Below are 13,840 nucleotides of genomic sequence, written 5' to 3' on the forward strand. Positions count from 1 at the left end.
CCGTGCCTGAGCAGCGTTTCCCCGGCGAGTTCGTCTGGGGTGCGGCGACCTCCGCCTACCAGATCGAGGGCGCCGTCGAGGAGGACGGCCGCGGGGTGTCGGTCTGGGACACCTTCTCGGCGGTCCCCGGCAACGTCAAGAACGGCGACACCGGGGCCGTGGCCGCCGACCACTACCATCGCTTCGGCGAGGACCTCGACCTGATGTCCTCGATCGGCCTGCGCGGCTACCGCTTCTCCATCGCCTGGCCGCGCGTGCAGCCCGACGGCGCCGGCAAGCCCGACCAGCGGGGCCTGGACTTCTACCGCCGCCTGGTCGACGGGCTGGCGGAGCGCGGCATCAACCCCATGGCGACGCTGTTCCACTGGGACCTCCCCCAGGCGCTCCAGGACGCCGGCGGCTGGGAGAACAGGGACACCGCCGCGCGGTTCGCCGACTACGCCGAGATCATGTTCGACGCCCTGGACGTGCGCGACTGGCTCACCATCAACGAGCCCAAGACCGTCGTCGACTGCGGCTACCGCTGGGGCATCCACGCTCCCGGCGTCCAGGACGACGGACGGGCGTTCGTGGTCCTGCACCACCTGCTGCTCGGCCACGGCCTCGCCTCCGGCGTCCTGCACCAGGCCCACCCCGGCCGGCGCATCGGCCCGGCCCTCAACCTGCACCCGACCTACGCCGCCGACTCCTCGCCGGAGACCCAGCGGCGGGTCTGGCACCAGGACGGGCTGGAGAACCGGCTCTACCTCGACCCGATCTTCACCGGCGCCTACCCCGAGGACACGCTGGCGTGGATCGCCGAGCGCAGCCCGATGCCCGATCGCATCCTCGACGGCGACCTCGCCGTCATCAGCGAGCCCATCGACGTCCTCGGCGTGCAGTACTACACGCCGCACTTCGTGGACGCCACGGGCGAGCGCGTGCACAAGCACCCCACGGCGCAGCTCGACTGGCTGGAGATCTACCCAAGGGGCCTGTACGACACCCTGACCCGCCTGAAGTACGACTACCCCGCGGTGCCGATCGTGATCACCGAGAACGGCGTGCCCGCGCCGGACGAGGTGGGCGCCGACGGCCGCGTCGCCGACGGCGAGCGCGTCTCCTTCCTGCGCGACCACCTCGCCGCCGTGCACGACGCCCTGGCCGAGGGCGTGCCGGTGGAGGGTTACTACGTCTGGTCGCTGCTGGACAACTTCGAGTGGGCCGAGGGCTACGACGCCCGCTTCGGCCTCGTGCACGTCGACTACGCCACCCAGCGCAGGACGCTGAAGGACAGCGCCCTGTGGTACCGCGACGTCATCGCCGGCGGCCGCCTCACCTGACCGCGGCGCCGCGGGCCCGGCCGTCGGGGACGGTCAGGCCCGCGGGCCGGGGGCGCGGCGGAACTCGAACGGGGCGCTCTCGCGGCCGGGGACGACGAACCAGCACTCCCCCGTGCCGTCGCTGTCGAGCAGCCGCATGAAGGCGTCGACGACGGCCGCGACCGGCAGGATGGGAAAGCCCATCTGCTCGAGCAGGCCCCTGCTGCCGTCCAGGATGGCGGTGTCGGCGAAGGAGGGGCACAGCCCCTGCACCTTCACGCCGTCCGGGGCCAGGGCGGGGCCGAGCGAGCGCACCAGCCCGACGACGGCGTGCTTGTTGGCGGCGTAGACGGGGTCGGCGGGAATGCCGACGATGCCGGCCATGCTGGCGGTCGCCACGATCGTGCCGCCGCCGGCCGCCCGCAGCGCCGGGATCGCGGCCCGCGCGCCGAACACGACGCCGTCGAGGTTGACGCCCATCGCCAGGCGGTAGCGCTCCAGGTCGAAGTCGTCGCCCAGCCCGCAGCCGGTGGCCACGCCGGCGTTGAGGAAGGCCAGGTCGAGCCGCCCGTACCGCTCGACCGCCAGGGCGACGGCCTTCACGCTGTCGGCGGGGCGCCGCACGTCGCAGCGGACGGCCGTCCCGCCGGTCTCGCGGGCGACCCGCCCGGCCGCCGCGTCGTCGATGTCGGCGACGACCACCCGGGCGCCGCCCTCGGCCAGCCGGCGGGCGGCGGCGGCGCCGATGCCGTTCGCGCCGCCGGTGATGAGGGCCACCTTGCCGTCGAGCCGGTCGGAGCGCACCACGTTGGACGGCGCCCCCTGCCCCTGCGCCCCTCGCGCCGGCGCGCCGGTGAGACGGGCGAAGCCGCCCGCCGCGTCGTTGTCGGTCACAGTGGCAACCCTCCGGTGGCGGCGCTCGTCGAGCCGGTGGCCCGGTACGCGGCGATCGTACGCTCGGCGATGCGCATCTGGTGGATCTCGTCGGCGCCGTCGGCGAAGCGCGCCCAGCGGGCGTGCTGGAACATGTTGGCCAGCGGGGTGTCGGTGGAGTAGCCGAGGGCGCCGTGCACCTGTATCGACCGGTCGATGATCCGGTTGAGGCTGCCGGCGACGAAGTGCTTGGCCATCGACACCTCGGTGCGGAAGTCCTCGCCCTTGTCGATCTTGGACGCGGCGTGCAGGACCATGAGCTTGCACTGGTACAGCTCCATGGCCGAGTCGGCGATGAGCCACTGCACGCCCTGTTTGTCGGCCAGCAGCGACCCGTGGCTGTAGCGGTTGAGCGCGCGGTCGACCATCATGTCCAGCGCCGTCTCGGCCTGCGAGATCCAGCGCATGCAGTGCGCCAGCCGGGCGGGGCCGAGGCGGTACTGGCCCAGGCGGTGGCCGTTGCCCCGGCCGCCGAGGACGGCGGCGTCCGGCACCCGCAGATCGGTGATGACGATCTCGCTGTGGCCGGTGGAGCCGTGCATCGTCTCGACCTCGCGGACGTCGTCCCACCCCTCCTGGGGCAGGTCGACGAGGAAGGCGGTGTTGGCGCCCCGGGAGCCCTCGGGCACGTCCGCCTCGGTCCTGGCGATGAGGATGGCGAAGCTCGCGCGGCGGGCGTTGGAGATGAACCACTTGTGGCCGTTGATCACCCACTCGTCCCCGTCCTTGACCGCGTGCGTGCGGATGAGGGTGGGATCGGAGCCGGCCACCTCGGGCTCGGTCATCGCGAAACAGGACATCTTGGTGCCGTCGAGCAGCGGCCGGAGGTACTTCTCCTTCTGCTCGTCGTTCCCCCAGTGCAGCAGCGTGTGCATGTTGCCCTCGTCGGGGGCCGCGCAGTTGAGTATCCACGGGCCGAGGCGGGTCTTGGCGGCCTCCGACTGCACCATGGCGAGCTCCACGTGGCCGAGGCCCATGCCGCCCCACTCCTTGGGCATGTGCGGCAGCCACAGGCCCTCCTCGCGCGCCTTGGCGCGCAGGCCGAAGATCACCCGCAGGTACTCCTCACGAGTGGTGGCGCGCGACTCGTCGTCGAACCCGGCGACCGCGGGGATGACCACGTCCTGGATGAAGGCGCGCACGCGCCGGCGGATCTCCTCGTGCTCGGGGGCGAGCGTGAAGTCGATGGCCATCGGCCCTCCTCGTCGGCCGGCGTCGCCCGGCCATCGGCACGACGCGCCCATGGCGGCGCGTTTCAATACGATCGCATGAGGATTTCAGGCATGTGCCTGAATACGATAGACATGGACGCGTCCACCGGCAAGACAAGGATCAGCGGATGCCCCCGAACCCCGCCGCCACCTCCGCGCGGCTGGTGAGCGCCGCCGAGCGGCTGTTCGCCGAGCGGGGCATCGACGCCGTGTCACTGCGCGAGATCAACGCCGCGGCCGGCCAGCGCAACACGACGGCGTTGCAGTACCACTTCGGCGACCGGGCCGGCCTGCTGCGGGCCGTCATCGGCAAGCACCAGCCGGAGGTCGAGGCCCGCCGCCACCAGCTCCTCGACGAGTACGAGTCCCGGGGCGGCGGGCCGCCCGGGGCCGATGCCAGGCGCGCGCTCGCCGCGGCGCTGGTGCGGCCGCTGGCGGCCAAGCTCGCCGACCCCGACGGCGGCCGCCACTTTCTGCGGATCATGGAGCAGCTCGTCCAGCGCGCCGACCCGGTGGTGCTGCGCGGCGCGCCGGCCGGCCCCGAGCGCAGCATCGACCGCTGGCGCGCGCTGGTGGCGCCGCTGCTGCCCGAGGTCGCCGTGCGTCGCCTGCACCAGCGCTTCACGGCGATCAGGATGACGCACGTGGAGCTGGCCCGGCGCGCGGGCGAGGCCGAGCGCGAGGACGACCGGCTGTTCACCAGCCACCTGATCGACGTCGTGTCGGCCGTCCTGGCCACCGAGGTGTCCGCCGAGACCGCCCGCCTGATCGGCGAGCGGGACGGGCGGGACCGGGGCGCAGGACGGTGAGGCGGAACTCAGTGCGAGCGGGCCGCGTCCGTGCCGGTCAGGCGCTTGCGGAACACCCAGTACGTCCACCCCTGGTAGGCCAGCACGATCGGGGTGAAGATCGCGGCGACCCAGGTCATCACCGTCAGCGTGTACGGCGTGGAGGAGGCGTTGGCGACGGTCAGGCTGTTGGCCGGGTCCAGGGCGGGCATCACGTTCGGCCACAGGCCGCCGAACAGGGTGACGACCACGGCGACGATGGCCACGGCGTTGGCGAGGAACGCCCGCCCCTCCCGGCCGCGCGCGGCCGCGGCCAGCGCGCCGGCGATGCCCGCGGCGGCGGCCGCCGCGCTGATCCACGTGGCGGGCTTGCCGGTCAGGAGCTGGGTGATGAACAGGAACACCCCTCCGGCCGCCAGCGCCACCGGGCCCGCGTACTTGACGGCCGCCAGAGCCCGCCGCCGGACGTCGCCGGTGGTCTTCAGCGCCAGGAACACCGCGCCGTGCAGGGTGAACAGCGCGAGCGTGGCCAGTCCGCCGAGCAGCGCGTACGGGTTGAGCAGGGTCAGCAGCGAGCCGGTGTACTCGTGGTCGCGGTCGAGGGGGACGCCTCGCACGATGTTGGCGAAGGCCACGCCCCACAGGAACGCCGGCACCGCGGACCCCCAGAAGATGGCCCTGTCCCATCCCTTCGGGTCGTCGCTCCTGCCGCGGTACTCAAGGGCCACACCGCGAGCGATCAGCGCGAGCAGGATGAGGAACAGCGGCAGGTAGAAGCCGGAGAACAGGGTGGCGTACCACTCGGGGAAGGCGGCGAAGGTCGCGCCGCCGGCGACCAGCAGCCACACCTCGTTGCCGTCCCACAGCGGGCCGATGGCGCGCAGCGCCACGCGGCGGCCGGTCTCGTCCCGGCCGATGAACGGCAGCAGCACGCCGACGCCGAAGTCGAAGCCCTCCAGGACGAAGTATCCGGTCCACAGGACGGCGATGAGCAGGAACCAGACGGTGGTGAGTTCCATGGCAGGTCGTCCCTCAGTACGAAAGAGCGGGTGTGGGGTCGATGTCGGGCGCCTTCTCGGACGCCTCCTCGGTCTCGGGGCCCGAGCGGATGGCCTTCAGCATCAGCCGGACCTCGATGAAGGCCAGCACCCCGTAGACGAGGGTGAAGCCGACGAGCGTGATGGCGACCTCGGCGACGTCCACCCCCGGCGACACGGCGGCGGCGGTGCGCATGACGCCGAACACCGTCCACGGCTGGCGCCCCATCTCGGTGAAGATCCACCCCAGCGAGTTGGCCAGGAACGGCAGGCCGATGCCGAGCATGGCCAGGCGGTGGAACCAGGGGCCGCCCGGCAGCCGCCCGCGCCTGGTGAACCACAACCCGGCGAGGGCCAGCAGCGCGGACAGCACGCCGAAACCGATCATCAGGCGGAAGGACCAGTAGGCCAGGCCGATCACCGGCCGGTAGTCGCCGGCTCCGTACAGGGCCTGGTAACGGGCCTGGACGTCGTTGATGCCCTCGACCTTGCCGCCGGGGGTGTTGGTCGCCAGGATGCTGAGCCCGTAGGGGATCTGCAGGTTGACGTGGTTGCGGCCGTGCTCGACGTCGCCGACCGCGAACAGCGAGAAGCCGGCGGAGCTCTCGTCCTCCCACAGCGCCTCGGCGGCGGCCATCTTCATCGGCTGCTGTCGGGTCATGATCTGGGCCTGCGCGTGCCCGCTGAGGGCGACGCCGATGGAGGCGGCCACGGTGATGCCGAGGGCGACGCGGGTCGCGGTGCGGAACAGCTCGACGTCCCTGCGCCGCAACAGGTTCCAAGCGCTCACGCCGATGACGAAGCCGCCCGCGGTGACGAACCCGCCGAACAGGACGTGCGGGAAGGTGACCAGCGTGGTGGAGTTGGTGAGCACCGCCCAGATGTCGGTGAGCTCCGCGCGGCCGGTGGCCGGGTTGAGCCGGTAGCCCACCGGGTGCTGCATCCAGGAGTTGGCGGCCAGGATGAAGTACGCCGAGATGTTCGTGCCGAACGCCGCGAGCCAGATGGTGGCCAGGTGGACCCGGGGCGGGAGCCGATCCCAGCCGAAGATCCAAAGGCCGATGAACGTGGATTCCAGGAAGAAGGCGAGCAGCCCTTCCATGGCCAGCGGCGCGCCGAAGACGTCCCCCACGAAGCGGGAGTACTCACTCCAGTTCATACCGAACTGGAACTCCTGCACGATGCCGGTCACCACCCCCATCGCGAAGTTGATGAGGAAAAGCCGGCCCCAGAACTTGGTCTGCCGCAGGTGGGCGGGGTTGCGCGTGCGATACCAGGCGGTCTGGAAGCCCGCGACGACGACCGACAGCCCGAGCGTCAGCGGCACGAACAGAAAGTGGTAGACGGTCGTTATCCCGAATTGCCAACGGGACAGGTCAAGGACATCCATGCGCGCTCCTCCGCAGATCTCTGCGGTCAGCCTTCCGAAGGCGCGCCCACTCCCCCCAGAGTCACCAGCCCCGACGGTCACGGGACCTTGGCCCCCCACGAACCGACCAAGGTCCCATCACCACGCGAGCACCTGCCTCCCCGCCCTTCTCACGACCGGCGCCCCCGGCACTCCGAAGAAGGACCGACGCGTGCCGGTCACCTCTACCGCCGGCGGGGATGCTCCTACGACCGGCGCCGGGTCGGCTGGGCGCGGCGGGGACGGCGCCGTGGCGCGGCGGGCGGCCCGGTTCGCTTTCCGTGGCGTCGGCTCATCGGACGGCGTAGCCCGGGATGGAGGGCCAGCGGACGGTGATCACCACCGAGGCCTCCTCGGCGTACCAGGAGTGGTCGACCCCGCGCCCCCAGACGACGTAGTCGCCGGGCTCCGCCAGCAGCACGCTGCGATCCGGGAGTTCGACGCGGAATTTTCCGCTGATCAGGATGAGCAGCGCGGTGCGCCGCTCTCCCCTGACCCACTCGGGCCGGCTGTCGCCGCGCGCGTGCACGCCCCACTTGATCTCGACCTCGTCGCTGTGGCGCAGGTCGCCGGGCGGCTTGAAGTGCCCGAGCAGCCAGCCCATGTCGCCGGCCGCGTCCGTCTCGGCGCGCCCGACGTATACCTTGTCCGTCACGGGCGGCGACGCTAGCAGGTGCCCGTGACGCCCGCGCGAGAGCGTCCCACCGCCCTGAGGGACCATCCCCGGCCGAGGGCTGTTACGCCGCCACTACCGGATCACCCCCGCGAGGTTCGTCCCGCCGCGCCGACGGCCATCCCCCGGCCGCCGGACCGTCCCGCCGGCGGGGAGGTCCGGGATGGGGCCGACGGGGGGCGCGGGGGGCGACGCGTGTCGTCGGAGGTCTCCACATAAAACCGTTTCGCGAGTAGCCTGACATGGTTCACAGGGCGACCTGACAGTCGGCATTGACTGCCCGTGCGGATGTTTCCGCACGCCGGGGGCTCGCGGTGAAGAAGCGGGAGAGCTTCGCCCAGGGGTTCGGTGTTTGCTGCCCTGAACCAGGTTGACCTGGGGTTTCGTCGATCGGCTCAGCACATGTCCGAAACCTCGTGATCTGTGACCGTATTTACGCGATTAGTTGACTCTCCGCGCCAAAGCCCCTACCTTTAGGGCGCTATGGGAGCGCTCCCACCGCCGTACCCCGGTGTCGATCGCTGGAGAGCTACCGGGAAGATGGGAGGCGTGCCCCTGGTGCCGCCCGGATTCTTGCGTTCGCGCGTCGATGAGAGGATTCCCCCAGTGCCTCAGTACGTTCTACGCGGTGGCGGCTATCACGCCGAGGTGACCAAGGTGGGCGCTGCCCTGCGTGTGCTCAGGCACGGCGAGCGCGACCTGGTGGCCAGCTGGCCCGTGGAAGGCCCCATCCCGCACTACAGCGGCACCATCCTCGCCCCATGGCCCAACCGCGTCGCGCTCGGGCGCTACAACTTCGAGGGCGAGTCGTTCGAGGTCCCGGTCAACGAGCCCGAACGCGGCCACGCGCTGCACGGGCTGGTGGCGTTCGCCGACTGGGAGCTCGTCGAGCTCATCGACGAGGACGACCACGGCTTCGCGCGGCTGGCGCACACCATCGAGCCCACCCCCGGCTATCCGTTCCGCCTGGCACTGCAGGTGCGCTACGCCCTCAACTCCGACGGGCTGGCGACGACGCTGACCGCCGAGAACATCGGCGTCCGCCGGGCGCCGTACGGCTGCGGCCCGCACCCCTGGCTGATCGCCGACGACGGCGGCGAGACCGGCTGGGAGCTCGACCTGCCCGCCGGCCGGGTGCTGCGCGTCGACGACGTCCTCATCCCGACCACGCTGGAGCCGGTCGACGGCACGCCGTTCGACTTCCGCTCCCCCCGCGCGCTCGCCGACACCGTGATCGACGAGGCGTTCACCGGGCTGACCACGGGTCCCGACGGCCTCAGCCGCGCGCGGCTGAGCGGCGACCGGGGCGCGGTGCAGATCGCCTGGGACGCGGCGGCCATGCCGTGGGTGCAGGTGTGCACGGGCACGGGGTTCGGCCACCGCGGCATCGCGGTCGAGCCGATGACCTGTCCGCCCGACGCGTTCAACACCGGCACCGACCTGGTCGTCCTCGACCCGGGCGGCAAGCACGAGGTCACCTGGACCATCTCCGCGGTCTGAGGCGCGCGGCCCGGGGGCCCGTGACGGCGCCGGCCTTCCGCCGGGGCCCCGCGGGCTTCCGGCCGTTTCCCGGCCGTCTTCCCACGTCGCCGTACACGTCGTCTTCCAGACCGCCTTTCGTTCCAGACGTTCCAGTCGTCTTCCGGATCGCTTTGCCAAGTCGATCCACCGAGCCCTGACCGTCTCGACCAGTCGAAGTGATGTGACCGATGGAGAGCAGGACCAAGCGCCGGCTGTCGGCCGCCCAGTTGGACGCGCTGATCCGTGGAGCACTCGGATCGGGGGCGCGGTCCACCGAGGAACTCACCGACGGCTTCGCCAACGCGGTGTGGCGGATCACCCTCGACGACGGCCGCCAGGTCGTCGCGAAGGTCGCGCCGCCCCCCGAACTGCGGCTGCTGACCTACGAGCGCCATCTGCTGCGCACGGAGGCGCTCGTGTACCACCTGGCCGCCCCCACCGGCCTGCCGCTCCCGCGGCTGCTGCACTCCGGCTTCGACGACCCGGGGCTCGGCGGCGACTATCTGGTCTTCTCAGCGCTGGACGGCGTCCCGTGGAGTCAGGCCGCCTCGCTCACCGACGCCGACCACCGCGCGCTGCGGCACGAGGTGGGGGGTCATCTGGCGACGCTGCACGCGATCCCCGGCCAGGGCGCCTACGGCTACCCCTACGCCGGGCTCACCGGCGCCACGTGGCGTGACGCCTTCGTGGTCATGATGGGCGCCCTCATGGACGACGCGGTGCGCTACGCCACGCCGCTGCCGTGCTCGCTGGTGGACATCGCCGGCGCGATCCACTCCAACGTGTACGCGCTGGATGAGGTGACGGCGCCCGCGCTGGTCCACTTCGACATCTGGCCCGGCAACGTCTTCCTCACCCGCCGGCCAGGGGGGCCGCCGCGCGTCCAGGCGCTGATCGACCACGAGCGGGCCTTCTGGGGCGATCCGCTGGCCGACTTCATCACGCCGACGATCTTCGGGGAGCTGAGGGAGGACGACCCGATGCTGGTGGGCTACCGGCAGGCGGGCGGCAAGCTGGACCTGACCCCGCGGGCCCGCGTCCGCGAAGCGCTGTACCGGCTGTACCTCAACCTCATCCTGCTGGTGGAGGACGGCCCCCGCCAGTACCCGCCGGAGGACTACGCCCGCATCCGCGAGCCGGCGACCGCCGGGGTCACCAACTGCCTGGCCTTGCTCAGGCAGCGCTGAAGCGCCGTCCCCGGCCGTCCCTGGGTCACGGTCACCGGACACCGGCGGCGCGGGCGCGCCCGTCCCGGACGCCGCGAGCGCGGGCACCGGGCCGAGCAGCGGTGCTCCACCGGCCGCGACAGGCGCCGGCGCGCCGGCAGGGCCGCCCAGGGACCGGGTCCCCGGACGACCGGCCGGTCCTTGATGGTGTCCGCGCGCATGTCAGGCGCCCGCGTCCCGGTTGGTGCGAGGGCCGGCGACCAGCTGGTCGCCCGCCTGGACGTCCCTGGCCCGCGTCGGCTGGGTGCCGGCGTCGCGGTCGCGGTAGGCCGGGCGGCCGGCGGGCCGGGCGGCGGGAACCTCCACCCGGTCGTCCACGCCGTCATGGTCGCGGTCGGGCGTGTGCGCGTGCCGCCCCGCGGGCACGGAGCCGTCGGTGGCCTCCGGTGTGGCGCCGGTGACGGGCGTGGTGGCGGCGACCGGCGCGGTGGCGGTCTCCGTCTCCAGCTTCCGCTCCAGCCGGCGCTTCTCCTCCTCAAGCCGCTGGACGCGGTCGCGGGTCTCCAGCCGCGCCTCGCGCAGCTTCCTGCGCTTCGCGCCGGAGTGGCGCATCCCTGCCGTCAGCAGGATCAGGCCGATCAGGAACACGGCCGCGGTGGCCGCTCCGGCAAGGAACAGCTCCAGCTTGCTGAGCTGGAACGTACGGTCCAGCACCGTGACCGACGCCGCGATGCCGCCGGACTCGTCGTTCGCCACCGCGACCAGGGCCGCGCCGGCGAGCACGATCAAGAGCAGGCCGAGAATTATCATGGACCTCAACTCCAAGTCGCCTCGGTGTCGCCCCTTCGTGGGCGTTGTCCGACTGCCCCCGAGACCTCCGCTTATTCCTCCTCCGCACCTCGATGATGCCCGCGACCCCCGTGGGCGCCGGGAATCGCGGCGATCGCACCCCGCGTCACGGAAGATCGCGGCGCCCCGCGTCCGGGCTTTCGCAGGAGCTTCAAAGGGAGGGCGAGGTGTGCGATGATTTCAACGGGTGATGAAAAATGCGGACCACATGTGCGATCGCCGGAGGCGGCCCCGCCGGGGCCGTTCTGGCACTGCTCCTCGCCCGCGCCGGGGTGGAGGTGACGCTGCTGGAGAAGCACGCCGACTTCCTGCGCGACTTCCGCGGCGACACCATCCATCCCTCGACCATGCAGGTGCTCGACGAGCTGGGGCTCGCCGATGAATTCCTCGCGCTGCCGCACCGCAAGAGCCAGAAGGTGCTGGTGTGGACCGACGAGCGCATGGTCGAGGCGGCGTCCCTGCGCGGCCTGAAGAGCAGGTTCCCCTACATCGCGTTCGTCCCGCAGTGGGACTTCCTCAACCTGGTCACTTCGGCGGCGCGCCGCCATCCCTCCTTCCGGCTGATCATGGAGGCCGAGGTGGTGGGCCTCATCCGGGAGGGCGGCGCGGTGCGCGGGCTGCGCTACCGCGACCGGGAAGGGGAGCACGAACTGCGCGCCACGCTCACCGTGGGGGCCGACGGGCGGCACTCCGAGGTGCGCCGCGCCGCGGGCCTGGTCCCGGTGGAGCACGGCGCGCCCATGGACGTGGTGTGGTTCCGGCTGCCGCGCGAGCCCGGCGACGTCGACGAGGTCTTCCTGCGCGTCTCGGCCGGGCGCATGATGGTCGCGATCAACCGTCAGACCTACTGGCAGCTCGCCTATCTGATCCCCAAGGGCCGGTTCGAGCAGGTCAAGGCCGAGGGCATCGAGTCGCTGCGCGCGTCCGTCGGCACGCTGCTGCCCTTCCTGGCCGGCCGCACGGGCAAGCTGACGAGCATGGACGACGTCAGCGTCCTGCGGGTGGCCGTGAACCGCCTGCGCCGCTGGCACCGTCCAGGGCTGCTGCTCATCGGGGACGCCGCGCACGCCATGTCACCGGTGTTCGGCGTCGGCATCAATCTGGCCGTGCAGGACGCGGTGGCCGCCGCCAACCTGCTCGCGGGACCGTTGCTCGCCGGGGACGTTCCCGAGTCGCTGCTGCGCCGGCTGCAGCGCCGCCGCCTGGCACCCACGGTGATCACCCAGCTGGCGCAGCGCGTGGTGCAGGCCCGCATCATCGGCCCGGCGCTGCGCGGCTCCTCCCGGCCGGTGCCGCTGCCGCGCGACCCGTCGCGCCTGCCGATCGTCGGGGCCGTCGCGCGCCGCTTCATCGGCTTCGGCGTCCTGCCCGAGCACGTCCGCTCGCCGGAGGCGCCGCGCGAGGGCGGCTCGTGAACCACGCGGAACCGGCGTGCAGGCATGATCGGCCCGCAACAGCCGGAAAGCGGACGCCGGGCGCCTCGTCCGGTACCCGATATGGAGAAAGATTTCTCACCTTGTGGACACGAACTCTGTCGCACGGGCGAAGGTGCAATAGCCTTTTAGCGTGAGCGCCGAACCGATCAACCTGGATTCCTGGCGGGAGCTGCCCGCCGCGCAGCAGCCCGAGTGGCCCGATCCCGCCGCGCTGGAGCGCACCGTCGCAGAGCTTCAGGGCCTGCCGCCGCTGGTGTTCGCCGGCGAGTGCGACGAGCTGAAGGACCGGCTCGCCGCCGTGGTGCGGGGTGAGGCGTTCGTGCTGCAAGGCGGCGACTGCGCCGAGACCTTCGCCGGCGCGACGGCCGACAACGTGCGCAACAAGCTCAAGACGCTGCTGCAGATGGCCATCGTGCTCACCTACGCCGGCCGCGTCCCCGTAGTCAAGATCGGCCGGCTGGCCGGGCAGTTCGCCAAGCCCCGCTCCAAGCCGACCGAGACGCGCGGCGGCGTCGAGCTGCCGGCGTACCGCGGCGACATGGTCAACGGGTTCGACTTCACCCCCGAGTCGCGCACGCCCGACCCCGCCAGGCTGCTGCGCGCCTACCACTCCTCGGCCGTGACGCTCAACCTGGCCCGCGCCTTCACCAAGGGCGGCTACGCCGACCTGCGGCAGGTGCACGCCTGGAACCAGGACTTCGTGGCCGAGTCGCCGTCCGGTCGCCGTTACGAGCAGCTCGCCCGCGAGATCGACCACGCGCTCGCGTTCATGCGCGCCTGCCGGGCCGACCCCGAGGAGTTCCACACCGTCGAGTACTACTCCTCGCACGAGGCGCTGATCCTCGACTACGACCGCGCGCTGACCCGCGTCGACTCCCGCACGGGGCTGCCCTACGACGTGTCGGCCCACATGGTCTGGATCGGCGAGCGCACCCGCCAGCTCGACGGCGCCCACGTCGAGTTCTTCAGCCGCATCCGCAACCCGATCGGCGTCAAGCTCGGGCCGACGACGTCGCCCGAGGACGCCCTCGCGCTCGTCGACAAGCTCAACCCGGCCAACGAGCCGGGCCGGCTGACGTTCATCACCCGCATGGGCGCCGCCAAGGTGCGCGACGCGCTGCCCACGCTGGTGGAGAAGGTCCACGCGAGCGGCGCTCAGGTCGCGTGGATCTGCGACCCGATGCACGGCAACACCTTCGAGGCGCCGAGCGGCCACAAGACCCGCAGGCTCGACGACGTGCTCAACGAGGTCACCGGCTTCTTCGAGGTGCACCACTCGCTCGGCACCCACCCGGGCGGCATCCACATCGAGTTCACCGGCGACGACGTCACCGAGTGCGTCGGCGGCGGCCACCCGATCGTCGAGGAGGACCTGGCGCTGCGCTACGAGACGGCCTGCGACCCGCGCCTCAACCGCAGCCAGTCGCTCGACCTTGCCTTCCAGCTCGCCGAGCTCTACCGCTCCAGCTGAGCGGCCCCTCATCACGCGAGAGAGCCGGTCCGGCCACCCCCTCCAC

The 13,840-nt window shown here is 71.9% G+C and carries 12 protein-coding genes; 6 read left to right on the forward strand and 6 right to left on the reverse strand.

All coding sequences use genetic code 11. From position 1 onward, the window contains the following. The first annotated feature begins 2 nt into the window (after positions 1-2). The gene (locus tag ACZ6QO_RS22205; protein ID WP_465853401.1) at positions 3-1,322 is read left to right on the forward strand and encodes a GH1 family beta-glucosidase; all 1,320 of its coding nucleotides are present in this window, start codon (positions 3-5) and stop codon (positions 1,320-1,322) included. A 33-nt stretch (positions 1,323-1,355) separates the two neighbouring features. On the opposite strand, the gene ACZ6QO_RS22210 is transcribed toward ACZ6QO_RS22205, so the two are convergent. Then, a complete protein-coding gene (locus tag ACZ6QO_RS22210) occupies positions 1,356-2,195 on the reverse strand; it encodes an SDR family oxidoreductase (RefSeq protein ID WP_465853403.1) in 840 nt (279 codons plus the stop codon). Beyond that, on the reverse strand, positions 2,192-3,427 hold the full coding sequence (locus ACZ6QO_RS22215) for an acyl-CoA dehydrogenase family protein (protein WP_465853405.1): 1,236 nt from the start codon (positions 3,425-3,427) through the stop codon (positions 2,192-2,194). Before ACZ6QO_RS22215 ends, ACZ6QO_RS22210 begins: the two co-directional genes overlap by 4 nt. A gap of 146 nt (positions 3,428-3,573) precedes the next feature. Here ACZ6QO_RS22215 and ACZ6QO_RS22220 point away from each other — a divergent pair, with 146 nt between their 5' ends. Next, the gene (locus ACZ6QO_RS22220) at positions 3,574-4,254 is read left to right on the forward strand and encodes a helix-turn-helix domain-containing protein (RefSeq protein ID WP_465853407.1); all 681 of its coding nucleotides are present in this window, start codon (positions 3,574-3,576) and stop codon (positions 4,252-4,254) included. 8 nt (positions 4,255-4,262) lie between these two features. Here the strand turns inward: ACZ6QO_RS22220 and cydB are convergent, their stop codons facing one another. The 3 genes from cydB to ACZ6QO_RS22235 form a co-directional block, all read right to left on the reverse strand. Next, positions 4,263-5,252, reverse strand: a complete 990-nt coding sequence (cydB, locus tag ACZ6QO_RS22225; RefSeq protein WP_465853409.1) for a cytochrome d ubiquinol oxidase subunit II — start codon at positions 5,250-5,252, stop codon at positions 4,263-4,265. Between the two features lie 13 nt (positions 5,253-5,265). Further along, positions 5,266-6,660 (reverse strand): cytochrome ubiquinol oxidase subunit I, encoded by a 1,395-nt coding sequence (locus tag ACZ6QO_RS22230; protein WP_465853411.1) that lies wholly within the window; start codon positions 6,658-6,660, stop codon positions 5,266-5,268. A 310-nt stretch (positions 6,661-6,970) separates the two neighbouring features. Beyond that, on the reverse strand, positions 6,971-7,333 hold the full coding sequence (locus ACZ6QO_RS22235) for a cupin domain-containing protein (RefSeq protein ID WP_465853413.1): 363 nt from the start codon (positions 7,331-7,333) through the stop codon (positions 6,971-6,973). A gap of 624 nt (positions 7,334-7,957) precedes the next feature. On the opposite strand from ACZ6QO_RS22235, the gene ACZ6QO_RS22240 reads away from it, so the two are divergent. Both ACZ6QO_RS22240 and ACZ6QO_RS22245 read left to right on the forward strand, forming a co-directional pair. Continuing rightward, positions 7,958-8,851, forward strand: a complete 894-nt coding sequence (locus ACZ6QO_RS22240) for an aldose 1-epimerase family protein (protein WP_465853415.1) — start codon at positions 7,958-7,960, stop codon at positions 8,849-8,851. Positions 8,852-9,060: 209 nt separating this feature from the next. Then, on the forward strand, positions 9,061-10,059 hold the full coding sequence (locus ACZ6QO_RS22245) for a phosphotransferase family protein (protein WP_465853417.1): 999 nt from the start codon (positions 9,061-9,063) through the stop codon (positions 10,057-10,059). A 201-nt stretch (positions 10,060-10,260) separates the two neighbouring features. Here the strand turns inward: ACZ6QO_RS22245 and ACZ6QO_RS22250 are convergent, their stop codons facing one another. After that, the gene (locus tag ACZ6QO_RS22250) at positions 10,261-10,848 is read right to left on the reverse strand and encodes a hypothetical protein (protein WP_465853419.1); all 588 of its coding nucleotides are present in this window, start codon (positions 10,846-10,848) and stop codon (positions 10,261-10,263) included. Between the two features lie 236 nt (positions 10,849-11,084). Between ACZ6QO_RS22250 and ACZ6QO_RS22255 the strand changes: the two genes are divergently transcribed. Together ACZ6QO_RS22255 and ACZ6QO_RS22260 are read left to right on the forward strand one after the other, a co-directional pair. Next, positions 11,085-12,302, forward strand: a complete 1,218-nt coding sequence (locus tag ACZ6QO_RS22255) for an FAD-dependent oxidoreductase (RefSeq protein ID WP_465853421.1) — start codon at positions 11,085-11,087, stop codon at positions 12,300-12,302. A gap of 151 nt (positions 12,303-12,453) precedes the next feature. Next, on the forward strand, positions 12,454-13,794 hold the full coding sequence (locus ACZ6QO_RS22260; RefSeq protein ID WP_465853423.1) for a class II 3-deoxy-7-phosphoheptulonate synthase: 1,341 nt from the start codon (positions 12,454-12,456) through the stop codon (positions 13,792-13,794). Positions 13,795-13,840: the final 46 nt, after the last annotated feature.

The organism is Sphaerisporangium sp. NPDC049457 (assembly GCF_055586705.1).